22 protein-coding genes and 1 pseudogene are annotated in these 23496 nt (G+C 60.0%); 14 read left to right on the forward strand and 9 right to left on the reverse strand.

Features of this window, described 5'->3' with window-relative positions; genetic code table 11:
• Nucleotides 1-44 precede the first annotated feature (44 nt).
• Both ACP7B0_RS10415 and ACP7B0_RS10420 read right to left on the reverse strand, forming a co-directional pair.
• Nucleotides 45-563 carry a toxin-activating lysine-acyltransferase gene (locus ACP7B0_RS10415; RefSeq protein WP_426141208.1) on the reverse strand — a complete coding sequence of 173 codons (519 nt, stop codon included), beginning with the start codon at nt 561-563 and terminating at the stop codon, nt 45-47.
• Nucleotides 564-574: 11 nt separating this feature from the next.
• Nucleotides 575-2278, reverse strand: a complete 1704-nt coding sequence (locus tag ACP7B0_RS10420; RefSeq protein WP_426141551.1) for a ShlB/FhaC/HecB family hemolysin secretion/activation protein — start codon at nt 2276-2278, stop codon at nt 575-577.
• Between the two features lie 46 nt (nt 2279-2324).
• On the opposite strand from ACP7B0_RS10420, the gene ACP7B0_RS10425 reads away from it, so the two are divergent.
• From ACP7B0_RS10425 to ACP7B0_RS10435, 3 genes are all read left to right on the forward strand, one after another.
• Nucleotides 2325-4433: an efflux RND transporter permease subunit gene (locus ACP7B0_RS10425; RefSeq protein ID WP_426141209.1), complete on the forward strand. Its 2109-nt coding sequence runs from the start codon at nt 2325-2327 to the stop codon at nt 4431-4433.
• Nucleotides 4434-4450: 17 nt separating this feature from the next.
• A complete protein-coding gene (locus tag ACP7B0_RS10430) occupies nt 4451-5878 on the forward strand; it encodes an efflux transporter outer membrane subunit (protein ID WP_426141210.1) in 1428 nt (475 codons plus the stop codon).
• 159 nt (nt 5879-6037) lie between these two features.
• Nucleotides 6038-6493, forward strand: a complete 456-nt coding sequence (locus ACP7B0_RS10435) for a hypothetical protein (RefSeq protein WP_426141211.1) — start codon at nt 6038-6040, stop codon at nt 6491-6493.
• A gap of 82 nt (nt 6494-6575) precedes the next feature.
• Here the strand turns inward: ACP7B0_RS10435 and ACP7B0_RS10440 are convergent, their stop codons facing one another.
• Entirely contained in the window at nt 6576-6770 is a 195-nt protein-coding gene (locus ACP7B0_RS10440; RefSeq protein ID WP_426141212.1) for a hypothetical protein, read from the reverse strand.
• Between the two features lie 237 nt (nt 6771-7007).
• Here ACP7B0_RS10440 and ACP7B0_RS10445 point away from each other — a divergent pair, with 237 nt between their 5' ends.
• Entirely contained in the window at nt 7008-7226 is a 219-nt protein-coding gene (locus ACP7B0_RS10445) for a hypothetical protein (RefSeq protein WP_426141213.1), read from the forward strand.
• A 312-nt stretch (nt 7227-7538) separates the two neighbouring features.
• The gene (locus tag ACP7B0_RS10450) at nt 7539-7946 is read left to right on the forward strand and encodes a DUF6632 domain-containing protein (RefSeq protein WP_426141214.1); all 408 of its coding nucleotides are present in this window, start codon (nt 7539-7541) and stop codon (nt 7944-7946) included.
• Between the two features lie 80 nt (nt 7947-8026).
• Here the strand turns inward: ACP7B0_RS10450 and ACP7B0_RS10455 are convergent, their stop codons facing one another.
• A complete protein-coding gene (locus ACP7B0_RS10455; RefSeq protein ID WP_426141215.1) occupies nt 8027-8302 on the reverse strand; it encodes a hypothetical protein in 276 nt (91 codons plus the stop codon).
• Between the two features lie 163 nt (nt 8303-8465).
• On the opposite strand from ACP7B0_RS10455, the gene ACP7B0_RS10460 reads away from it, so the two are divergent.
• Together ACP7B0_RS10460 and tadA are read left to right on the forward strand one after the other, a co-directional pair.
• A complete protein-coding gene (locus tag ACP7B0_RS10460) occupies nt 8466-9839 on the forward strand; it encodes a multicopper oxidase family protein (RefSeq protein ID WP_426141216.1) in 1374 nt (457 codons plus the stop codon).
• Complete coding sequence (gene tadA, locus ACP7B0_RS10465; RefSeq protein ID WP_426141218.1) at nt 9839-10333, forward strand: tRNA adenosine(34) deaminase TadA; 495 nt, start codon at nt 9839-9841, stop codon at nt 10331-10333. The genes ACP7B0_RS10460 and tadA overlap by 1 nt, the downstream gene beginning before the upstream one ends.
• A gap of 205 nt (nt 10334-10538) precedes the next feature.
• On the opposite strand, the gene mltF is transcribed toward tadA, so the two are convergent.
• Nucleotides 10539-11999, reverse strand: coding sequence for a membrane-bound lytic murein transglycosylase MltF (mltF, locus tag ACP7B0_RS10470; RefSeq protein ID WP_426141220.1), 1461 nt, complete (start codon nt 11997-11999; stop codon nt 10539-10541).
• A gap of 200 nt (nt 12000-12199) precedes the next feature.
• On the opposite strand from mltF, the gene purL reads away from it, so the two are divergent.
• Nucleotides 12200-16096 carry a phosphoribosylformylglycinamidine synthase gene (purL, locus tag ACP7B0_RS10475; protein WP_426141552.1) on the forward strand — a complete coding sequence of 1299 codons (3897 nt, stop codon included), beginning with the start codon at nt 12200-12202 and terminating at the stop codon, nt 16094-16096.
• Nucleotide 16097: 1 nt separating this feature from the next.
• The gene (locus ACP7B0_RS10480; RefSeq protein ID WP_426141221.1) at nt 16098-16409 is read left to right on the forward strand and encodes an NGG1p interacting factor NIF3; all 312 of its coding nucleotides are present in this window, start codon (nt 16098-16100) and stop codon (nt 16407-16409) included.
• A gap of 142 nt (nt 16410-16551) precedes the next feature.
• On the opposite strand, the pseudogene ACP7B0_RS10485 reads toward ACP7B0_RS10480, so the two are convergent.
• Together ACP7B0_RS10485 and ACP7B0_RS10490 are read right to left on the reverse strand one after the other, a co-directional pair.
• Nucleotides 16552-16971, reverse strand: a pseudogene (locus tag ACP7B0_RS10485) (L,D-transpeptidase family protein); the annotation flags it as partial.
• Between the two features lie 190 nt (nt 16972-17161).
• Nucleotides 17162-17713: an NUDIX hydrolase gene (locus ACP7B0_RS10490; protein WP_426141222.1), complete on the reverse strand. Its 552-nt coding sequence runs from the start codon at nt 17711-17713 to the stop codon at nt 17162-17164.
• A gap of 156 nt (nt 17714-17869) precedes the next feature.
• On the opposite strand from ACP7B0_RS10490, the gene ACP7B0_RS10495 reads away from it, so the two are divergent.
• The 5 genes from ACP7B0_RS10495 to purT all read left to right on the forward strand — a co-directional run bounded on the left by ACP7B0_RS10495 (nt 17870) and on the right by purT (nt 21191).
• Complete coding sequence (locus ACP7B0_RS10495; protein ID WP_426141224.1) at nt 17870-18472, forward strand: CoA pyrophosphatase; 603 nt, start codon at nt 17870-17872, stop codon at nt 18470-18472.
• A 32-nt stretch (nt 18473-18504) separates the two neighbouring features.
• Nucleotides 18505-19029: a gamma carbonic anhydrase family protein gene (locus ACP7B0_RS10500; protein WP_426141225.1), complete on the forward strand. Its 525-nt coding sequence runs from the start codon at nt 18505-18507 to the stop codon at nt 19027-19029.
• Nucleotides 19029-19229 carry a DUF1289 domain-containing protein gene (locus ACP7B0_RS10505; RefSeq protein ID WP_426141226.1) on the forward strand — a complete coding sequence of 67 codons (201 nt, stop codon included), beginning with the start codon at nt 19029-19031 and terminating at the stop codon, nt 19227-19229. The genes ACP7B0_RS10500 and ACP7B0_RS10505 overlap by 1 nt, the downstream gene beginning before the upstream one ends.
• 209 nt (nt 19230-19438) lie before the next feature.
• On the forward strand, nt 19439-19906 hold the full coding sequence (locus tag ACP7B0_RS10510; protein WP_426141227.1) for a preQ0 transporter: 468 nt from the start codon (nt 19439-19441) through the stop codon (nt 19904-19906).
• Between the two features lie 103 nt (nt 19907-20009).
• Complete coding sequence (purT, locus tag ACP7B0_RS10515) at nt 20010-21191, forward strand: formate-dependent phosphoribosylglycinamide formyltransferase (protein ID WP_426141229.1); 1182 nt, start codon at nt 20010-20012, stop codon at nt 21189-21191.
• Between the two features lie 46 nt (nt 21192-21237).
• Here purT and ACP7B0_RS10520 read toward each other — a convergent pair whose 3' ends face one another.
• Together ACP7B0_RS10520 and ACP7B0_RS10525 are read right to left on the reverse strand one after the other, a co-directional pair.
• Entirely contained in the window at nt 21238-21963 is a 726-nt protein-coding gene (locus ACP7B0_RS10520; RefSeq protein WP_426141230.1) for a WbqC family protein, read from the reverse strand.
• A gap of 196 nt (nt 21964-22159) precedes the next feature.
• Nucleotides 22160-23482, reverse strand: a complete 1323-nt coding sequence (locus tag ACP7B0_RS10525) for an MFS transporter (RefSeq protein ID WP_426141231.1) — start codon at nt 23480-23482, stop codon at nt 22160-22162.
• Nucleotides 23483-23496: the final 14 nt, after the last annotated feature.

Raw genomic sequence — 23496 nt, forward strand, 5'->3', positions numbered from 1 at the left:
AGCAATTCCATTTGCGGAGCCGGCCCGCGATACAAAAGTTGAAGTTACGGTGCTGTGGCAACCGGGTGAGCTGCAAACCAGGCTCTGGCCTGTTCAGGGATCACACCGATGCCCTGGAATGTCTTGATTTGCAGGCCTCGCTCGTCGCCCCGGTGATACAGCGCGCGACCGCATCGGTTGGCGAACAGGTGGCGCTGGAGGATTCGGGTAAAGGTGGCCGTATGGCCAAACGGCGCGACCCAGTCGTTCAGCCAGAGGCGCTCGCCGCAATTCCAGTCCGCGTCGCTCAATGTAAACGGTGATTGCTGCAAATAGCGTTGTTCCGCTGCCTCATCGACGTTAAGCCAAGAGAGGTAGCACACCGGCTTGCCGTGCTCGCTGCCCAGCACGAATTGGCGATGCTTGAGCGCCGGCAGCAGAAGTGTCGGTAAGCTGTGCAGTGGCGCATCCCGGTGAGCGCTGGAATGCATCCACAACCAAGTGACCGAGCCCAGCACCGCCGCCTCGTTCCAAGGCTCGTCGATCAGGCCGGGGGCCGTGATGTCCAGGGTTTCAAAACGCATGGCATTACCCCTCAGAACGACCAGATGACGGTAAAGTCGCTGGTCACGTTGGCGGTCTTGAAGCCATCGGGCTTCTTGAGCGGCGTGCCTACCGACCAGTCATAAGACAGGCCCTTGTAACCACCACGCACACCCACCACAGCCCCCGCCAGCCGTTTACCAATCAGGAACTTACTGGCCTGACCGCTGACTTCGCCGTAGTCGACACCGGTGTAAAGCTCCTGGCCGGTTTGCCCCAGCGCCAGGCCGACTTCGTTGCGCAGTGTCCAGCCGCGATCGGCAGAAAGAATGTTTTCGCCGTCAAACCCGCGCACGCTGTAACGTCCGCCAATCGAGAAGCGGTCCTGCGGCACCAACGGCGTGCGGTTCCATTGCGACCTCCAACTGCCGATATAGCGCAGACGCTGGTCGCTGAAGGCGAAGGGCACTTGCAACTGGGCGTCGGCGGTGATGATCTGCGAGCGGGATGTGCCGGCTCCAGAGGCTTCTTCGGGCGCCGACAACGAATCATGTGCGCCGGTGCCGCGACGGTAGGCGACGCCAAGGTCCAGAATAGAGGTGCCGATAAATTCCCGATGATCCAGGCCGAGCTGCCAGCCCGCCATGCGCCGATCCTGGTTGCCGATCTCTGTGTCGTCGATGAAGTTTTCAGAAGACCGTGTCCATAGGCCACCCCACGCCGTGGTCTTGCGCACGGCATCGCGGTAAAGCAGACGCGACAGGCGCAGATCGTTGGTACGGCTTTCGCCTCGATACTGGTACGTCTGGGTAGCGCCGGCGACCGACTGCTCGTAGTTGTACTCGCTGGTGGTGAACGCCAGTTGCCAGTAACCCATCGGCAGCGAGTAGTGGAGCGTATTGCCATTGGAGCCGTGTCGGCCGGACTCGCCGCCGCCCAGGTCGTGGTTGAAGCTGGCGTAGAACAAGTCGTTGAGCGACAGCAGGTTGTCCAGCGACAGCGACACATTGCCCTGATACTTGCCTGTGGATTTGCTGCCCGAGTTGTCGAAGGACAGGCTCACGCGGGCCGGAAACTGCTGGCTCCATTTGATCACCACATCGCTTTCGCCGGGCTTGGCATCAGCCGCAAGGGTGGGGGTGATCTGAATGTCGGCGTCGGCAGTGGGCACGCGCTTGAAGTTTTCCAGCGCCTGTTCGATATCGCGCAGGTTAAGCAGGTCGCCGGGGTTGGCAGGCATCGCATTCCACAGGTTGGCGCGGCGGCTGGTGCCTTCGGCAAAGCGGATTTCACGGATGCGCCCCGGCACGATTGTCAGCACCAGAATCCCGCTGTTGAGGTCCTGCGCTTCGGCAAGCACGCGGGTGGTGACAAATCCCTCCTGGATGATCGCATTCTGCATGCGCTTCATCGTCATGTTGATGCCCGCGCCACCCAGGCAACGCCCCACGGCGGGGTCGTCCTCGGGGTTGGCGGCCTTCAGCGCCCATTGAAACTTCTCGGATGCGTCGCCAATCAGGCGGATGTCTTTAATGGCGAAGCAGGGCGCTTCTTTTACAGGAAGACGAGAGCCGCCTTCGTCGAGCGCAGGTGCCTGAAGCCGCACATCGGGCCGCGATTCCAATTGATCACGCAGCGCGCGCTCACGCTCCTGCTGACGCAGTAATTCCTCTTCAGGCCCGGCAGCCTGAGCGGCGGCGGTCGTAAAAAGTGTCCACACTGCCAGCGCCGTCAGCGCGAGGTGTCTTGCATTCATCGACGACAAGCGGGCCAGCCCCACGACATATCGAGAGGGGCTTGGCTTGTGCAGTGGGCAGCGTGAGTCCGCGGGCATTTCACATCCTTGTGATCAGAATCAGAGGCACGACCTGCGTGCCACGTTGATTCCGGCGGTGGTGCTGCCGGTCTCGCTGATTGGCACCTGTTCGATCATGTACCTGCTGGGCTATAGCCTCGACAACTTGTCACTGATGGCGCTGATCATCTGCACCGGCTTTGTGGTGGACGACGCCATCGTCGTGCTCGAGAACATCGCTCGTTACCAGGAGCAAGGCATGCGTCCCCTGCGGGCGGCGCTGATGGGCACCCGCGAGGTCGGCTTCACGGTGCTGTCCATGACCTTGTCGCTGATAGCGGTGTTCATTCCGATTTTGCTCATGGGGGACATCGTTGGCCGGTTGTTCCGCGAATTTGCGGTGACCTTGAGCATCGCCTTGGGCTTGTCGATGCTCGTGTCCCTGAGCCTGACGCCGGTGCTGTGCGTCATGCTGTTGCGCCAGCCGGCCCACGACGCCAGGGAGCCGCGTCTGTACCAGTGGATCGAAGCCGCTCTGGCGCGCTTGCAGGCGGCGTATTTGATAGCGTTGGCCTGGGTCATGCGCCACCGTTTGCTGACACTGTTCAGCCTGTTGCTGACTGTCGCGTTCAACGTCTACCTGTATGCCACCGTTCAGAAAGGTTTCTTTCCGGCCCAGGACACCGGGCTGCTGATGGGTGCCGTGCGCGCCGACCAGAACATCTCGTTCCAGGCACTCAAGCCGCACTTGATGCAGATTGCCCACGACCTGGCCGCCGACCCCGACGTGGAGGCGGTTATGTCATCCACTGGCAGCGGCCGCGCAGGCTCGCGCAACACCGGTGACTTCTTCGTGCGCCTCAAGGACTACAAACAGCGCACCAGCAGTGCGGCAGTTGTGGCGAACCGGTTGACCAGGGCGAATAGCAAAGTGGCGGGCATCCAGGTATTCCTGATGCCGGCCGAAGACCTTCGCGTGGGCGGCCGCAGCGCCAATGCCAGCTTCCAGTTCAGCCTGCAGGCGGACGACCTGGACCTGCTACGGGCCTGGGAGCCCAAGGTCGAGGCTGCGTTGCGTGCCTTGCCGGAATTGACCGGTATCGACTCCGACTCCCAGACAGGTGGCCAGGCCATCAAGCTGGACATCGACCGCGCCGCCGCCAGCCGTTTGGGGGTGAGCGTCAGCGACATCGACAACCTGCTGAACAATGCCTATAGCCAGCGCCAGGTGGCGACGCTGTACAAGACGCTCAACCAATACCATGTCGTCATGGGCCTGGACCCGGTGTACACCAGTGACTCGACCATGCTCGAGCGCATGTACGTGATCAACAGCGATAACCAGCAGGTGCCCCTGACCGCATTCGCTACCTTCAAACCGGACAACGCACCACTGGCAGTGGCCCACCAAGGCCAGTCGGCCACCAGCACGATTGCTTTCAACCTGCAGGACGGGGTGTCGCTGGGACAGGCCACGGCGGCCATCAACAGCGCCGTCGACAAGGTCGGCCTGCCACGGGACGTCCAGTCCGGCTTCGCCGGTACCGCCCAGGCCTACGCATCGCTGGCGGCGAGCATGCCGTGGTTGATCGCTGCGGCCTTGCTGGCGGTGTACATCGTGTTGGGGGTGCTGTACGAAAGTTACATCCACCCGCTGACCATTCTGTCGACGTTGCCGTCGGCGGGCGTGGGAGCGCTGTTGCTGCTCAAAGTGGTGAACATGCAACTGACGGTGATCGCCCTGATCGGCATTTTGTTGCTGATTGGTATCGTAAAGAAGAACGCCATCATGATGATCGACTTCGCCCTGATGGCCGAGCGCGACCGCAAGCTGACGCCCGAACAAGCCATCATCGAGGCCTGCCGCATGCGCTTCCGGCCCATCATGATGACCACCCTGGCGGCCTTCTTCGGTGCCTTGCCCCTGGCCCTGGCCAGCGGCGGCGATGCCGACCTGCGCAAGCCGCTGGGCGTGGCCATTGCCGGTGGCCTGGTGGTAAGCCAACTGCTGACGCTGTTCACCACGCCTGTGGTGTACCTCTATCTTGACCGCCTGAGCCGTGCTTCCCGGCATTTCTGGCATACACGTATACGCCGTACTCACGTGCCTGGCTGACTGACAAGGGTTAATGAATGAACGCTCTACTGCCTTCGCGCCTCTGTATCGCCGTGCTGCTGGCCAGCAGTTTGCTGGGCGGCTGCACGGTCGGGCCCGACTACCACAAGCCGACTGCGCCGATCTCCACCACCTTCAAGGAGGCCGAAGGCTGGAAGGCGGCGAACCCCCAGGACGAACTGCCCAAGGGGCCATGGTGGGAGCTGTACCAGGACCGGCAACTGAACACGCTGGCGGCCCAGGTGCAACTCAACAACCAGAACGTTGCGCTCTACGCTGCCCAGTACCGTAAGGCCCTGGCGCTGGTGCGTGAGTCCCGGGCCGACCAGTTACCGAGCCTGAGCGGCACGCTGGAGAATACCCGTAGCAAGTCTGCCACCGGTTCTTCGTCCAGCAGCACTAACAGTAGCGGGGTGAGCAAGGATTACTCGGCGACCCTAAGCCTGAGTTGGGAAGCCGATATCTGGGGCAAGCTGCGTCGCACCGTCGAGGAAAATCGCGCCAGCGCGCAGGTCAGCGCTGCTGACCTGGCCAACGCCACCCTGAGCGCACAGTCGTCGCTGGCTCAGGATTATTTCCAGTTGCGCATTCTCGATCAGCGTATCGCCCTGTACCGGGAGACCATTGCCGGTTACCAACGCTACCTGCAAGTCATCCAGAACAAATACGACGAGCAGATCTCCTCGCGGGCTGATTTGGCCACCGGGAAGACCCAGCTGCAAAGCGCCCAGGCTTCAATGCTCGACCTGCAGTGGCAGCGCGCCCAGTACGAGCACGCCATTGCTCTGTTGATCGGCAAGGCTCCGGCAGATTTCGCGCTGGCGGTGGACTCGGCCTGGCAGTACCACGTGCCCACCGTGCCACTGGGCGTGCCCAGCCGCCTGTTGGAGCGCCGCCCGGACATCGCCTCGGCCGAACGCGACATGGCTGCCGCCAACGCGGCCGTCGGAGTGTCGACGGCCGCGTACTACCCGGATCTGAGCCTGAGCGCCAGTGGCGGTTACGAGGGATCGAGCATGGGCCACCTGTTCTCGTTGCCCAACCGCTTTTGGTCCATTGGCCCGAGCCTGACTGGCACGATCTTCGACTTTGGCGCCACCAAAGCCGCGGTGGAGCAGTCCCGCTATGCCTACGATGCCAAGGTCGCGACCTATCGCCAGACTGTATTGACTGGGTTGGGTGAGGTCGAGGATTACCTGGTGGAGCTGCGCACCTTGCAGCCGGAACTGGAAGCGCGGCGTAATTCTGCGCAATCGGCCGAAGAGTCGGCGTCGGTCAGCCGTGACCAATATGAAGCAGGGGTCATTGACTACCTGGATGTCGCCACCACCCAAGCCACCAGCCTTAGTGAGCGCCAGACCTTGCTCAGCCTGGTGGCCACGCAGTTGGTGACCAGCGTCCAGTTGCAAGCGGCCCTGGGCGGCTCCTGGAACGGGAGTCAGTGATTGCACTCGTACGTACGTGGCCCCGGCGGCCCTGCGGGCCAGTCGACGCAAATTGCCAAATATCGTTGTGGTAGCATCCATGTGGCCCTGGCAACGGACATGCTCTTGCATGTGAGCGGTCCGCAACGTTGGAGTATTTTGTCCCATAGGAGTTTTCACATGCTCTGGAAGTCAAATCTCGCCCTGCTCGCCCTGTCTGCCGTTGCCTTGTCGGCGCAGGCCCAATCCGATCGTGAAGTGGTCGAGGACATGGTGACCCGCTCGGCCAATGTGTGCCCGGGCCACAGCACCGAGCGCACCACGCCTACCGTGAAGGCAGTGCCGGTCGGCGCGTTGCGGGTCATGCTCGAGCGCGGTCTGGTCATGTGCCCCGACCGTCGCCTCGATGCCGACGCGCCGGCCGTGTTCTACGGCAGAGTCGGCGTGTTTGAATGGAATCCCGAAGTATCGGCAGGCTCGGCGGTGATCGTCAAGCAGATCGACGCCATGACCCGTAAGGACGATTACCCATCGGACACCCTGGTGTGGGACGCCAAGGGTAGCCCCCTCGAGCAGCGTACCGTGCCGGCTTTTGAAGCCAAGCCAGGGGCTGCGGTGCTGTACAAGATCCGCTAGGCCCTGACGACGTGGCGTAAAGCGTCAGATTGATTTCCAGGGGCATGGCTTCCTGGGACAGTCTGACGCGTAGCGGCGCAGGTCAGCAGCTTCTGTTGTTGGTTGCGAGCTGGCGCCATTCAAAGGCGGGGCCGCTGGCCTCGTACTCAAGCAAAACCGCAGTTTCATCGACGCCAGTCGTTCCCTCGGCGTCGGTGAGCTGGCCCGGGGATGCGGCGGAAATCTTGGACGACCGCTTATGGCCGATTCTGTTGAAAAAGTCGGCTTCGAATTCCACGCCAGAAAAGTACGCGCCTGAGATTGAAATCTGAATTTTTGGCAGAAGGTTCAGTACTCGGATTTCACGTAGCAGCGCGCAACAGAGGTGTTTTCATCCATCAATAGTCGAGTGTTTTGGGAAAACCGACTTTTTCAACACAATCGGCCGAAAGGCGCCTGTCCGTGTGAAGGGTCGAGCTTGAAGGATTGACAGACCGTTTGTACGCTTAAGTCCCTTTACTGTGGTTGCCTGAAGATGGAAAGCAATTTCTCGTTGCAGATCGAACGCGCCGCCTATGAGGAGTTCATCCGGCTTTGGGCTATAGGGAGCTTCAAGCATCAGCGATTAGGCCAAGCGTTCTATAACCATTTCAACCTGCACAAACTCAACGATCAAGCTTCATTGCGCGGCCTCTACGAGGCCGACGGTGAGAAGGCCTCGGGCCTGATCCTAAAGCTTTTCCATTTTCACTAAGCGTCAGCTCTCGGCAGCCTTTGCCACGAGAGAGGCTAATCCGACTTCTTGAACGTTTTAATGTGCATGGCATTTTTCATGGTTGTTCAATTATCCAATGTCTGAAAACTCTGTTTTATAAGAGTTTTTTGGTCAATTGATAATAGAGTGGGAATAACCCAAACCTAACCATCAATACCGCCAGCATTATCAATACCCTCTCCTCGACACCCTGGTCCGATACCGTCCAGATGACTGACGGTATCGGTGGCTGGGGCGTGTGTTTGAGTAGGGTTCTATACTCACGGGCATCCAGTAACGGCGAGAGGCACCATGAACGACTCCCGACGACTCGCAGTCTTGCGCATCGTTTTGATCGTTGTAGGTCTGATCGCCGTTTTTGCGATCTGGCCGCTGATGATTCTCTGGCCATCCGGCTGGGCGTGGCACAGCGGGCATTCCTACTATCCGTTGATGATCGTCGGTATCTACGCGACGCTTGGCGTGTTCCTGCTGATGGCGTCGCGGGACCCGATGAAGCATCTGAGCCTGATCTGGTTCACGGTATGGTCGAGCCTCGTGCATGGCGCGATCATGGCCGTGCAGTCCTTCGGTGTCGATATGGATGGAGAGCGCCATTTCGGTCATTTATTTGGCGATGTGCCCGCGCTTTTCATCGTTGCGGCGGTGCTGGCTTTTCTTACGCCGCGCAGCGATAAGACGCGCTTGCCGCACGATTGACCCGCGCGTGGAAGGGCTTTGGCCCCTCCGTGTTTATCTGCCAACACGACGCTGACGTGATGATTTTCCCGTGCATGGCTCTATCGCAGGGTTGCAACGGACCGGCGGAACAGCACCAGACTTGCCGCGAGAAATGTCACGCCCATCACCAGCACCGTCAGGAACTCTTTCCAGACGATGCCGAGGTCCGCACCTCTATAAACGATCGCCTGCGTGAAGCTCACATAGTGCCGTGACGGGAAAAACCACGTCACGTACTGGACCCATTGTGGCTGACTCTCGATTGGCGACATGCCGCCCGAAAGCATCATCATGGGCATCACGGTCATGATCATCATCAGGGCGAACTGCGCCATGGTGCGGGCGAGCGTGCCGAGGAAGATGCCGATCGCCGCCGTGGCGAATACGTAGATAGTGCGACATCGGCGCCCTTATTTTTTGCCAAATGCAGGTGTATCGTATTCGCCCCTCGCATCGACTCTCAGGTGCGCTCGTTTTCTTCCAGAGGTTTGTGTGTCTATGTCCTTTACCCGTCGACAAATACTCGGAGGTCTGGCCGGTCTTGCCGTGGTTGGTTTAGGGGCTGGCGGGGCATCGCGTTATTGGCTGGGCCGACGTGGCCCGGGGGAGGGGCACGATTTCGAGCTGATTGCTGCGCCGCTGGATGTAGAACTCGTGCCCGGCCATCAGACCCCGGCCTGGGCGTTCGGCGGCTCGGCACCGGGCACGGAGTTGCGCGTGCGTCAGGGCGAATGGCTGCGTTTGCGTTTCATCAACCACTTGCCGGTTGAAACCACTATTCACTGGCACGGCATTCGATTGCCGCTGGAAATGGACGGCGTCCCTTATCTGTCTCAATTGCCGGTGAAACCGGGCGAATATTTCGACTATAAATTCCGTGTTCCCGATGCTGGCAGCTATTGGTATCACCCTCACGTCAGCAGCAGCGAAGAGCTGGGGCGCGGGCTGGTCGGTCCGCTGATCGTCGAAGAGCGCGAACCCACCGGCTTCAAGTACGAGCGCACGGTGAGCCTGAAAAACTGGCATGTGGACGAAGTGGGCGCGTTCACTGAATTCAGCGTCATCCGGGAAGCGGCGCGCGAAGGAACCGTGGGGCGGCTTTCGACGCTCAATGGCGTGCCTCAGGCGGTGATTGATCTGCCTGCCGGCCAGATTGTCCGCGTGCGCCTGCTCAATCTCGACAACACCGTCACCTACCGCCTCAATATTCCTGGCGTCGAAGCGCAGATCTACGCGCTGGACGGCAACCCGATCACGCCGCGACCGCTGGGCAAGGGTTACTGGCTCGGCCCTGGGATGCGCATTTGTCTGGCCATCAAGGCACCGCCTGCGGGCCAGGAACTGTCGTTGCGCAATGGGCCGGTACGGCTGGGGACGTTCCGTTCAGTGGCCAACAGCGATGCGCCAACGCAGTGGCCGCCGCAGTTGCCGGCAAACCCCGTCGCTGAACCCGATCTGGAAAACGCCGAGAAGCTCAATTTCAACTTCGAATGGGTGGGCTCGGTCTCCGTCAATGTCGATAACGGTAAACCGCCGAGCCTCTGGCAGATCAACGGTCAGGCATGGGACATCACCGACAAGACCTGTGTTGATCGCCCCATCGCAAAACTGGAACTGGGCAAGAGCTATATATTCGAGCTGAAAAACATGACTCAGTATCAGCACCCTATCCATTTGCATGGCATGAGCTTCAAGGTGCTGGCCTCCAATCGTCGAAAAATCACGCCGTATTTCACCGACACTTTCCTGTTGGGCAAGAACGAGCGCGCGCGCGTGGCGCTGGTGGCGGATAATCCCGGCGTGTGGATGTTCCACTGCCATGTGATTGATCACATGGAAACGGGGCTTATGGCAGCCATTGAGGTTTCGTAATGCAGCAACCGCAAATCATTGATCGCAGCCGCGATCAGTACTTCATGCGAGAGGCACTGGCCCTGGCGGCCGAAGGTGCGTTGTTGGGCGAGGTGCCCGTCGGAGCGGTGCTGGTTCAGGACGGGGTGGTTATCGGTCGGGGGTTCAACCGTCCCATCAGTGGCAGCGATCCCAGCGCCCATGCGGAAATGGTCGCCATCCGCGCTGCCGCCCAGGCCGTGAGTAACTACCGGCTACCGGGCAGCACACTGTACGTGACCCTGGAACCGTGCAGCATGTGCGCCGGCTTGATCGTCCATTCCCGGGTCGCGCGGGTGGTTTATGGCGCCCTTGAGCCCAAGGCTGGCATCGTGCAAAGCCAGGGGCAATTCTTTTCCCAAGGGTTTTTGAATCATCGGGTTCTGTTTGAGGGCGGCGTTCTGGGCGAGGAGTGCGGCGCGATGCTCAGCGAGTTTTTCAGGATGCGGCGGGGGAAGGGCGGCGTAACGGGTTGAACGAAAAGCGCGTTATAGCGAATCGGCACCTCACTGATCCCGTTGGAGCGAGGCTTGCCCGCGAAGAACGAAAACGCGGTGGTTCTGGAAATGAACTGCACTCCAAAATCTGGGCAGGTGCGCAACTTTTGGGGTGCAGTTCAAAAAACGAGGTGCCTGATTCGCGGGCAAGCCTCGCTCCAACGAGACGTACGCGACCGAAGTATCAAAGCGGCGGGCTTTCTTCCGGCGGTTTGACCTTGTTCACGCCCGGTACGTGCAGGTTGCTTTCGGCAATCTGACTGCCTTCCAGTTGCGGCTGGGTCACCCAGGTCAGAATGTCGTAATAGCGGCGAATGTTGGCGACAAAGCTCACCGGTTCACCGCCTCGAGCATAGCCGTAGCGCGTCTTGCTGTACCATTTTTTCTGCGACAGACGGGGCAACATTTTTTTCACGTCGAGCCATTTATTAGGATCAAGGCCCTCGTTGTCCGCCAATTTGCGCGCATCTTCCAGATGACCGCTACCTATGTTGTAGGAAGCGAGAGCAAACCATGTGCGATCGGGCTCTTTTATCTTGTCGTCTAGCTGATCCTTAACGTAGGCAAAGTACTTCGCCCCGCCCTGAATGCTCTGTTTGGCATCCAGCCGGTTGGTTACGCCCATGGCCTGTGCGGTGTTTTGCGTCAGCATCATCAACCCGCGCACCCCGGTCTTGGAGGTCACGCTGGGCTGCCACAACGATTCCTGATAGCCAATCGCGGCGAGCAGACGCCAGTCCACCTGTTCTTTTTTGGCCGATGTCTGGAAGTATTTCTCGTACTTGGGCAAACGTTCCTGAAGGTGCTGGGCGAAGGTGTAGGCGCCCACATAGCCGAGTACGTCCACATGGCCGTAATACCGGTCCTTGAGGCGTTGCAGGGTGCCGTTCTTCTGCACCTTGTCGAGGAATGAGTTGATTTCATTGAGCAGGCTGTTGTCTTCGCCCAGCGCCACGGCCCAGCGCTGTTGGCGTCCTTCCCCGAGATCGAAAGCAACCCGCACATTAGGGAAGTACACCTGATTCATCGCCAGTTCGTTGGAGTCCACCAGCGTCAGGTCGATCTGGCCTTCATCCACCATGCGTAACAGATCGACGACTTCGACGGCGTCGGATTCTTCATATTCTATGGCAGGATTTTTCAGTTTCAGCGCGGCGAGTTGCTCGGCGTGGCTGCTGCCCTTGAGCACCATGATGCGTTTACCGACCAGATCATTGGCATCAGTGGGGCGCGATTGGCCGTTGCGGTAGATGACTTGTGGCGTGACATCCAGGTACGGGCGGGAAAAACGCACCTGTTTTCTTCGGTTTTCGGTGTCGATCAATCCGGCGGCGGCAAGGACCGGGCCGCCCGGCTTTTGCATCTCATCAAACAACTCGTCCATGTTGTCTGACGTTTCGATTTTGAGCTCAACACCCAAATCTTCGGCGAAACGCTTGACTAATTCGTACTCGAAACCGGTTTCACCGTTGCGATCCTGAAAATAGGTCGCTGGACTGTTGCGAGTGACGACGCGCAAAACGCCATCCTCCTTGACTCGCTCCAGTGTGGTGGGTTTGTCCACACAGGCGCTGAGCATCAGGAAGAGTCCGGTTGCGATGAGCCATTTGGCACAACGAGGGCGGAAATCTGATTGGGAAAACATCGGTGCAGTATACGCAAAGGACACCTGCCGCCATATCTCGACAGCGAAGTCTGCGTCTGATAGAGCTGGCGCTGGATCACTCCGGGGAGCCCGCCGACGTTCGGGTAGGGGCAAATTGGCCGTTTCGGGTGCTCAAAGGGTCGGTTTAGGCTAGAATGCACGGCCTCAAAGCACACCCCCTTCCCGAGGCTGTCCCGAAGATGTTGATCCTGCGCGGTGCTCCTGCCCTTTCTGCCTTTCGCCACAGCAAATTACTTGAACAACTGAAACAAAAAGTTTCAGCTGTCGGTGGCTTGTATGCCGAATTCGCCCACTTTGCTGAGATAGATGGCGATCTGACTGGCGAGGAACAGGAAGTTCTCGTTCGCATCTTGAAATACGGCCCGAGCGTGCCGGTTCAAGAGCCCAGCGGCCGGTTGTTCCTGATATTGCCTCGCTTCGGCACGATTTCGCCGTGGTCAAGCAAGGCCAGCGATATTGCCCGTAACTGCGGCCTGTCGAAAATCCAGCGTCTGGAGCGTGGCATCACCTTCTATGTCGAAGGTGAGTTCAGCGAGGCCGAGGCGCAAGTCATCGCCGGTTGCCTGCATGACCGCATGACGCAGATGGTGCTGGGCTCGGTGCAGGAAGCCGAAGGCCTGTTCACTCACGCCGAGCCCAAGCCGCTGACGGCGGTGGACGTCCTGGGCGGTGGTCGCGCCGCGCTGGAGAAGGCCAACATCGAGTTGGGCCTGGCACTGGCCGAAGACGAAATCGATTATCTGGTCACCAGCTTTGCCGCTCTGGGTCGCAACCCGCACGACATCGAGCTGATGATGTTCGCCCAGGCGAACTCCGAGCACTGCCGCCACAAGATCTTCAACGCGAGTTGGGACATTGATGGCGAGAGTCAGGAAAAAAGCCTGTTCGGCATGATCAAGAACACCTACGTGATGCATAGCGAAGGTGTTCTTTCTGCTTACAAGGACAACGCTTCGGTCATCGTCGGCAGTGTCGCCGGTCGCTTTTTCCCGGACCCTGAAACCCGCCAGTACGGCGCGGTGCAGGAGCCGGTGCACATTCTGATGAAGGTCGAGACCCATAACCACCCGACGGCGATTGCCCCGTTCCCGGGTGCGTCCACAGGTTCGGGTGGCGAAATCCGTGACGAAGGCGCCACCGGGCGCGGTGCCAAGCCCAAGGCTGGCCTGACCGGTTTCACCGTTTCCAACTTGCAGATCCCTGGTTTCGAGCAGCCTTGGGAAGTGCCTTACGGCAAACCCGAGCGCATCGTCACCGCGCTGGACATCATGCTCGAAGGCCCCCTGGGTGGCGCGGCATTCAACAATGAATTCGGCCGTCCGGCGCTGACCGGCTATTTCCGTACCTTCGAGCAGTCCATCGCCACGCCTCACGGTGATGAAGTTCGCGGTTACCACAAGCCGATCATGCTGGCGGGCGGCATGGGTAACATTCGTGCCGAACACGTGCAGAAAGGTGAAATCACCGTTGGCTCCAAGCTGATCGTGCTGGGTGGCCCGGCGATGTTGATCGGCCTGGGCGGCGGTGCGGCTTCGTCGATGGCGACCGGCACCAGCTCTGCTGACCTGGACTTCGCTTCGGTCCAGCGTGAAAACCCTGAAATGGAACGGCGCTGTCAGGAAGTGATCGACCGCTGCTGGCAGTTGGGCGACAAGAACCCCATCAGCTTCATCCACGACGTGGGTGCCGGCGGCTTGTCCAACGCCTTCCCGGAACTGGTGAACGATGGCGGTCGCGGCGGTCGTTTCGAATTGCGCAACGTGCCTAACGACGAGCCGGGCATGGCCCCGCTGGAAATCTGGAGCAACGAGTCCCAGGAACGTTACGTCATGGCGGTCGGTGCCGAAGACTTCGAGCGCTTCAAAGCCATCTGCGAGCGCGAGCGTTGCCCGTTCGCGGTTGTCGGTGAAGCCACTGCCGAACCGCAACTGACCGTGACGGACAGCCATTTCGGCAACAACCCGGTGGATATGCCGCTGGAAGTGTTGCTGGGCAAGGCGCCACGCATGCACCGTTCGGCTGATCGCGAAACCGAACTGGGTGATGACTTCGATCCGGGCACACTGGATATCGAAGAAAGTGTGCAGCGCGTTCTGCATCACCCGGCCGTGGCCAGCAAAAGCTTCCTGATCACCATTGGCGACCGCAGCATCACCGGGCTGGTCGCCCGTGATCAGATGGTCGGCCCTTGGCAAGTCCCGGTTGCCGATTGCGCCGTGACCGCCACCAGCTTCGACGTGAACACCGGCGAAGCCATGGCCATGGGCGAACGTACCCCGCTGGCGCTGCTTGATGCTCCGGCGTCCGGTCGCATGGCCATCGGCGAGACACTGACCAACATCGCCGCGTCCCGCATCGGCAAGATTTCCGATATCAAACTGTCGGCCAACTGGATGTCCGCTGCCGGCCATCCGGGTGAAGACGCGCGTCTGTACGACACGGTCAAAGCGGTCGGCATGGAGTTGTGCCCGGCGCTGGGCATTACCATTCCAGTGGGCAAGGACTCGATGTCCATGAAAACCCGTTGGAGCGATGAAGGGGCCGAGAAGACCGTTACTTCGCCGATGTCGCTGATCGTCACCGGTTTCGCGCCGGTGCTGGATATCCGCCAGACCCTGACGCCCGAACTGCGCATGGACAAGGGCATCACTGACTTGATCCTGATCGATCTGGGTCGCGGCCAGAACCGTATGGGGGCCTCGATTCTGGCTCAGACGCACGGCAAGCTTGGCCGTGTGGCACCGGATGTAGACGATTCCGAAGACCTCAAGGCGTTCTTTGCGGTGATCCAGGGCCTGAATGCCGACGGTCACCTGCTGGCCTATCACGACCGTTCCGACGGCGGCGTGCTGGTGACGGCACTGGAAATGGCCTTTGCCGGTCATTGCGGTCTGGACCTGCACATGGACGGCCTGGCGGACACTGCCAGCGAGCTGCCGGCGATTCTGTTCAACGAAGAGCTGGGCGCTGTTATCCAGGTTCGCCAGGACGCCACGCCGCTGGTGCTTTCCCAGTTCAGCGCTGCCGGTCTTGAAGACTGCGTTTCAGTCATCGGTCAGCCGGTGAACAACGACGAAGTCGTGATCAGCTTCAATGGTGAATCCGTGTTTAGCGGTCAGCGCCGCTTGCTGCAGCGTCAGTGGGCCGAAACCAGCTACCAGATCCAGCGTCTGCGCGACAACGCCGCGTGCGCCGATCAAGAGTTCGACGCGCTGCTGGAAGAAGACAATCCGGGCCTGAGTGTGAAGCTGGGTTTCGACGTCAACGAAGACATCGCTGCACCGTACATCAAGACAGGTATCCGCCCGCAAGTGGCCGTCCTGCGTGAGCAGGGCGTCAACGGTCAGGTGGAAATGGCGGCAGCGTTCGACCGTGCCGGCTTCAACGCCATCGACGTCCACATGAGCGATATTCTGGCCGGTCGCGTCGACCTGAATGACTTCAAGGGTATGGTTGCCTGCGGCGGCTTCTCCTACGGCGACGTGCTGGGTGCCGGTGAAGGCTGGGCCAAGTCCGCGCTGTTCAACGCACGTGCCCGCGATGCCTTCCAGGGCTTTTTCGAGCGCCAGGACAGCTTCACCCTGGGCGTGTGCAACGGTTGCCAGATGCTGTCCAACCTTCACGAGCTGATCCCGGGCACCGAATTCTGGCCGCATTTCGTGCGTAACCGCTCCGAGCAGTTCGAAGCGCGTGTCGCCATGGTGCAGATCCAGGAATCGCCTTCGATCTTCCTGCAAGGCATGGCCGGTTCACGGATGCCCATTGCCATCGCTCACGGCGAAGGTCATGCGGAATTCGCCAGTGATGAAGCGCTGGTGGCTGCCGATGTGTCCGGCACGGTGGCGCTGCGCTTTGTCGACAACCACGGCAAGGTCACTGAAGCCTACCCGGCCAACCCGAACGGTTCGCCGCAAGGGATCGGTGGTCTCACCAGTCGCGACGGTCGCGTGACCATCATGATGCCGCACCCTGAGCGGGTATTCCGCGCGGTGCAGAACTCATGGCGTCCGGAAGACTGGAACGAAGACGGCGCGTGGATGCGGATGTTCCGTAACGCGCGTGTCTGGGCAGACTAAGGTGTACAAGCTGGCTTTCTTTGTTTCGCCGAGCCATGTAGAGGTCGTCAAGCACGCCGTATTCGCCGCTGGGGGAGGGCGAATCGGGGCTTACGACTGTTGCGCATGGCAGACGCTTGGCCAGGGTCAGTTCCGCCCACTGGACGGCAGCAAGCCGTTCATTGGGCAAGCGGGCGTGGCCGAAAGCGTGGAGGAATGGAAAGTCGAGCTGGTCGTGTCGGACGACTTGATTCAGCAAGTAGTGGAGGCTCTCAAGCAGAGCCATCCCTATGAAACGCCCGCCTATGAGGTCTGGCGGCTGGAAGATTTCTAAACACTGAGGGTCCGCGGGTGACGCGGGTCCGTGGGGCTGGATTCACCCGGGGCAGGTCTGTGCGTCAGTGGATGCGGGGGCCGGAGTCAACCCCACCCGGCTAACGCGGAACTCCGCCCGGTCGGTCCTGCAGTTCTGCCCTCTACGGCCTGATCTCGATCATCGTGCCGTCCTTCACCAATTCCCACACCTCGCGCATATCGTTGTTCTTCAGCGCGATGCAGCCGTTGGTCCAGTCCAGGGTATGGAAATACCACTCGGGATATTCCTCATCCACAGGCGTGCCGTGGATCATGATCATGCTGCCCGGGTTGACGCCTTCGCGCCGGGAACGGGCCGAGTCGGTGATGTTCGGGTAGGAAATGTGCATCGACAGGTTGTAGTTGGTGCTGGTCTTGCGCCAGTCCAGCCAATAGAAGCCTTCCGGGGTGCGCTGGTCGCCTTCTTGCAGCTTGGTGCCTTTGGGCTGCTTGCCCAGGGATATACGGTAAGTCTTGAGCGCTTCGCCACCGCTGATCAGTTGCAACTGGCGGGCTGACTTGAGGACCAGGACCTTTTCGATTTTGCGGTCGGCGATGTTCTCGGTGTTGATCACCTTGTTGCCGACGATTTTCTGCTCGCTACCCTTGGGTACGATGGTTTGCGTAAACGTGGCCTGGGACACCGGAACGAATGAAAAGCACAAGACAGCAAGCAACCAACGCATCGAAACGATTTCCCTGAAACGGCGCCCATTGGCGCCGGTTATGTAATTAAGTGTCCTGAATGGGCCGTGACGGCGGCAACGCGTCGGTTCGCACAGGATAAAGCTGCTGGCGCCGGTCGGCGAAGAAGCATTCTAGAGTACGTCTGACCGTCATGAAAGCCAGCTCGGACCAAGGAATATCCGCTTCGTCGAACAGACCGACTTCCAGGCTTTCGATGCCCGCCGCAAACGCCGGGGTCGCCATTTCGGCGCGATAAAACACATGGACCTGATTGATATGCGGGACATCAATCAGCATGTACAGGTGCAGATCGCTCAGCGTTGCGCAGGCCTCTTCATGGGTTTCGCGGCGCGCGGCCTGCTCGATGGTTTCGCCGTTTTCCATAAAGCCCGCAGGGAGGGTCCAGAAACCCATGCGGGGCTCGATGGCGCGCCGACACAGCAGGACTTTGTCGCCGTACAGGGGAAGGCAGCCGGCGACGATGTTCGGGTTCTGATAGTGAACGGTGTCACAGTGTTCACAGACGAAGCGCAGACGGCTGTCGCCCTCGGGAACACGCTGTATGACCGGGTTGCCGCACTGGCTGCAGAATTTCATGGCGTCATTCGATTGCTGAGTTCAGTCGCTATCTTGGCGTGTGGTGCGCCCGCTCGGCAAGCTGCCCAGGGTAATGAGATCGCTTGTCTTACAAGGGGTTGGGCAGTCAGCCGCTTTGGTGCATGATGCCGGGTAGGCAACAGATCGAGATTTCCCATGCTGGACGAGCTACTTCGCCGTGTAAGCAGTCATACGCCGAGCACTCTAGAGACGGATCGACGTTTTCCCGAGGCGGCGGTGTTATTGCCCATTACCCGCAGTGACGAACCGGAGTTGATCCTGACCCTGCGCGCCAGTGGGCTGTCGACCCATGGTGGCGAAGTGGCTTTCCCCGGCGGGCGTCGTGACCCGGATGATGTGGATCTGGTGTTCACAGCCTTGCGTGAGGCCGAAGAAGAAATCGGGCTGCCACCGGGATTGGTCGAAATCATAGGCCCGCTCAGTCCGCTGGTCTCCAAGCACGGCATTAAGGTCACGCCCTATGTAGGACTGATCCCTGATTTCGTTGAATATCGCCCCAACGACGCAGAGATAGCAGCGGTTTTCAGTGTGCCGCTGGAGTTTTTTCGCCAGGATGTCCGGGAGCACACCCACCGTATCGACTATCAGGGGCGCAGTTGGTACGTGCCAAGCTACCGTTACGGCGAGTTCAAGATCTGGGGGCTGACGGCAATCATGATCGTCGAACTGATCAATGTGCTGTACGACAGCAACATCAGCCTGCACCAGCCCCCTGAACATTCCGTGACCCGCGCTTGATCAATCGGCCGCAGAGCCTTGAGGAACGAATCATGAAATACCGTCTGGGTGACTCCCGCGTCGAAACCGATCCAGAGAGCTGGGTGGCACCCAATGCTGTGCTGATCGGCAAGGTCAAGCTGGAGGCGGGAGCCAGCGTCTGGTTCAACGCGGTGCTGCGGGGCGACAACGAGCTGATTCATGTCGGCGAGAACAGTAACGTGCAGGACGGCACGGTCATGCACACCGACATGGGCTCGCCGCTGACCCTCGGCAAAGGCGTGACCATCGGTCATAACGTCATGCTCCATGGCTGCAGCGTTGACGATTACAGCCTGATCGGCATCAATTCGGTGATCCTCAATGGCGCGAAGATCGGTAAGTACTGCATCATCGGCGCCAACTCCCTGATCGGCGAAGGCAAGGTCATCCCTGATGGCTCGTTGGTCATGGGTTCGCCGGGTAAAATCGTGCGGGAGCTGACAGAGGCTCAGAAGAAGATGCTTGAAGCCAGCGCTGCGCATTACGTTTATAACGCCCGGCGCTACGCCCGGGATCTGCAGCCCCAGGAAGATTGATGATGCAGACCGAGCGACGCGTTCCGTCCCCTTGTGTGAGCATTTGTGCGCTGGATAACGATGATGTCTGCATGGGTTGCCAGCGCACCGTCAGGGAAATCACGGACTGGCACGCCCTGGACAATGATCAGCGCCGTGCGGTGCTGATGTTGTGCCATGAGCGGGCAGAGGCGAGCGGGTTGATCTGGAAGATGTCCTGAGTGCCGTTTCAGAGCAACCTCTGTGGAGCGGCTTGCCTCTACCCGAAGCCGGTCTCACGGTTTGAGCTGCACCCCCCCAAATTGCACACCTGCCCAGACTTTGGGGGGGCCGTTCAGTGGATATCACCCTCTGCCAGTTCCGGCCACGTCCTATAGGGTTGCCCTGGCTGATACCATGGCTTCACTTTCCAGTCACATAAGCCTTACCCATGATCTACCTGATCACCTACATCGGCAGTGTCGTGCTGATCAACTTCGCGTTCTCCACTGCGCCGCATCTCGATATCGTGTGGTCAGCCTGGGGTGGCCTGGTGTTTGTGCTGCGCGACATGGTGCAGACCCGTTTCGGCCACGGCGCGATCCTCGCCATGCTCGCCGCGCTGGTGTTGTCTTATGTGACCTCCGACCCCACCATCGCGCTGGCCAGTGCCACGGCGTTCGCCGTGTCCGAATGCATTGACTGGCTGGTGTTCACCCTCACCAAGCGCCCTTTGCATGATCGTCTGTGGCTCAGCTCGGCGCTCAGTATCCCGCTGGACACCTTTATCTTCTTCGGCATGATTGACGCCATGACCACGCCGGTGATCCTGACGGCGCTGGTCTCCAAATTTGCCGGTGTGACCGCTGTCTGGCTGATCATGGCGTGGCGCGCGCGCAAGCATGCTTGCGCGGGTTGAGGTCCAATTCACAGGACCTTCGTGGTAAATTGCGCGCCTTTATTGATAGCGGTCGCTCGCATGTGGCGGGCTGCCTTCGACATCTGCTCCACGAGGACCTGAGATGACTCAAATCGGAACTCCACTGTCGCCTACCGCGACCCGCGTATTGCTCTGCGGTTGCGGCGAGCTGGGCAAGGAAGTCGTGATCGAGCTGCAACGCCTTGGCGTTGAAGTGATCGCCGTCGACCGCTATGCCAATGCCCCGGCCATGCAGGTCGCCCACCGTAGCCACGTGATCAACATGCTCGACGGCGCTGCCCTGCGTGCCGTGATCGAAGCCGAAAAACCACACTTCATCGTGCCGGAAATCGAGGCCATTGCCACGGCGACGCTGGTGGAGCTTGAGTCCGAAGGTTTCACCGTGATCCCGACGGCTCGCGCCGCGCAGTTGACCATGAACCGTGAAGGTATTCGTCGTCTGGCCGCTGAAGAGCTGGATCTGCCTACTTCGCCTTATCACTTTGCCGACACCGTTGAAGACTATCGCAAGGCCGTTGAGGACCTGGGATTCCCCTGCGTCGTCAAGCCGGTGATGAGCTCTTCGGGCAAAGGCCAGAGCCTGCTCAAGACTGCCGATGACGTCCAGAAAGCCTGGGATTACGCCCAGGAGGGCGGGCGTGCCGGCAAAGGTCGGGTGATCATCGAAGGCTTTATCGACTTCGACTACGAAATTACCTTGCTGACAGTGCGCCATGTAGGTGGCACCACGTTCTGCGCGCCGGTCGGTCATCGCCAGGAGAAAGGTGACTATCAGGAGTCATGGCAGCCACAAGCCATGAGCCCGGTTGCTTTGGCTGAATCCGAGCGCGTCGCCAAGGCCGTGACCGAGGCGTTGGGCGGTCGCGGGTTGTTTGGTGTCGAGCTGTTCATCAAAGGTGATCAGGTCTGGTTCAGCGAAGTCTCGCCGCGTCCGCACGATACGGGTCTGGTCACGCTGATTTCTCAGGACCTGTCGCAATTTGCCCTGCATGCCCGTGCCATTCTCGGCTTGCCGATTCCGTTGATTCGCCAGTTCGGGCCATCGGCTTCGGCGGTGATTCTGGTCGAGGGGAAATCCACCCAGACGGCGTTTGCCAACCTGGGCCAGGCGCTTAGCGAACCTGACACAGCGCTGCGTCTGTTTGGCAAACCTGAAGTCGACGGCCAGCGCCGCATGGGTGTGGCGCTGGCTCGGGATGAGTCCATCGAGGCTGCCCGCGCCAAGGCGACCCGCGCTTCGCGGGCGGTCAAGGTCCAGCTCTAAGGCCTGTGCAGGGCTTGCCGCAGTTGTGTGATTGCAACTGCGGCGGTCAGCAAGCCAGCCGGGTGTTCTCGCGAATATACGCAGCAACGTCATCCGGCGGGTTCCACATCAGCACATCCAGGATCGAAAGGTTTTCGATGAAGGGATAGGGCCCGGTGCTGTAGACAAACGGCGTCAGATCGAGAAACCGCAGTTCTATCCCGCGCTCCTGCCATTCGCTGGCGATGAATATATCCCGTCCACCGGGAGCATTGATGTACCGGCGTGCACCCAGCGTGCTGCTGATCTCCAGCGCCCACTGACCGGGGTGTTGGATGGGGGGCAGTTGCAGCTCCCGTTCCATTGCAGAAAAGGGCGTCCAGCCGAACGTCAGGCCCAGATAATCACAGGTCACCCGCAGTGACCGGGTATTCAATTCGCTGATGCTGGTGTCCTGGGGCAAGGCAAACGCGCTTCTGACCAGCTCGCGGGTTTTCTGGTAGTGGGGCGCCTTGCCACGATAATGCTCCAGTTGACCGAGGATGCGTTGCAGCGCCATCGAGTGATCTATCACCGTGGTCGCCTTGATCGAAGTGCCCAGGGTGCTGCTGACGGGCACATTGATATATTGCCAACCGCCTTTGCCATCAAGCACTCGGTTACGGTTCATCCAGCTTTTGCGGCCGTACTGCGCCGTGTCGAAAATCACCCCCCGTTCCACCGCCGCGATCAGTTGGAAATAACCCAAATAAGGGAAGAAGTAAGGCTGCATGACGCCGAGTGTATTGATCATGTTGAGCGCTCTGGCTAAGCAAAGCCGTGGACGTGTCGCGAGGCTGCCCTCGATAGGTCGTGAGGTCTTGTGCGAGCGTGTCGCAAGGCTCTTATTGTGGGTTACGACTAAGGGTAGCTGCTGATTCCAGTAGTGAATCGCCAGATGACTTGCAGGGTTGCTGCAAGCCATCAGTCCTGGCGATCACCCGGATGGATCAGGCGACTTTGTCCAGATTTACTTCCCGTGTTTCCTTCAGGCACAACACTGCTATCACGCTCAGCAATGCGGCAGCGGATACATACCCGCCCACCCAGCTTAAACCGCCCATCACCACCAGCTTCTGGGCAAAGAAGGGGGCGACAGAGGCGCCGACGATGCCTCCCAGGTTGTAGGCCGCTGACGCGCCGGTGTAACGCACGCGCGTGGGAAACAGTTCCGGCAGCATGGCACCCATTGGCGCAAAGGTGATGCCCATCAGGAACAGCTCGATACACAGAAACAGCGCCACCGCCCACGTCGTGCCGTGAGTCAGCAGGGGCTCCATAGTGAAGCCGGACAGAATCGCCAGAAACCCGCCGATCAGAAGCACCGGACGTCGCCCGAAGCGATCACTTGCCCAGGCGGCCAGTGGCGTGGCTGCCGCCATGAACAGCACGGCGAAGCACAGAAGGCCCAGGAATGTTTCGCGGCTGTAACCCAGGGTCGAAACCCCGTAACTCAGGGAGAACACGGTCGAAATATAGAACAGCGCGTAGCAGACCACCATGGAGGCTGCGCCCAACAGCATCGGTGCCCAGTATTGGCTGAACAGCTCTGCGATGGGCATCTTGACGCGTTCGTGGCGAGCAATGGCGTTAGCGAAAATGGGCGTTTCTTCCAGCTTCAACCGGACATACAGGCCCACCATCACCAGTACAGCGCTGAGCAGGAAGGGGATCCTCCATCCCCAGGAGCGAAATTGTTCGTCGTCCAGGGTCATTGCCAGGGTCAGGAACAGCCCGTTGGCGGCGAGGAAGCCGATAGATGGGCCCAATTGGGGGAACATGCCGAACCAGGCGCGTTTACCCGGCGGGGCGTTTTCCGTGGCCAGCAACGCCGCGCCGCCCCATTCACCGCCTAGCCCCAGGCCTTGCCCGAAACGCAAAACGCACAAAAGAATCGGTGCCCAGGCCCCGATGGTCGCGTAGCTGGGCAACACACCGATCAGCGTGGTGCAAACACCCATCAGCAGCAGCGAAGCGACCAGCGTCGATTTACGACCAATGCGGTCGCCGAAATGGCCGAACAGGGCTGAACCCAAAGGACGTGCGAGGAAGGCGATACCAAACGTCAGAAACGCCGACAGCATCTGTGCGGTGCCGGAGGTCTGGGGAAAGAACACTGGCCCGATCACCAGCGCGGCGGCAGTCGCATAGACGTAGAAGTCGTAGAACTCGATCGCCGTACCAATGAAGCTGGCCGTGGCGACCCGTGTCGCGGAGTTGGCTGGACGCGCCGGAGCAGCGTGGTGCTCGCGCAAGGCGGAAGTAGTAGTCATGCGGATATCCCTGA

The organism is Pseudomonas sp. DWP3-1-2 (genome assembly GCF_049896285.1).
GTDB lineage: Bacteria > Pseudomonadota > Gammaproteobacteria > Pseudomonadales > Pseudomonadaceae > Aquipseudomonas.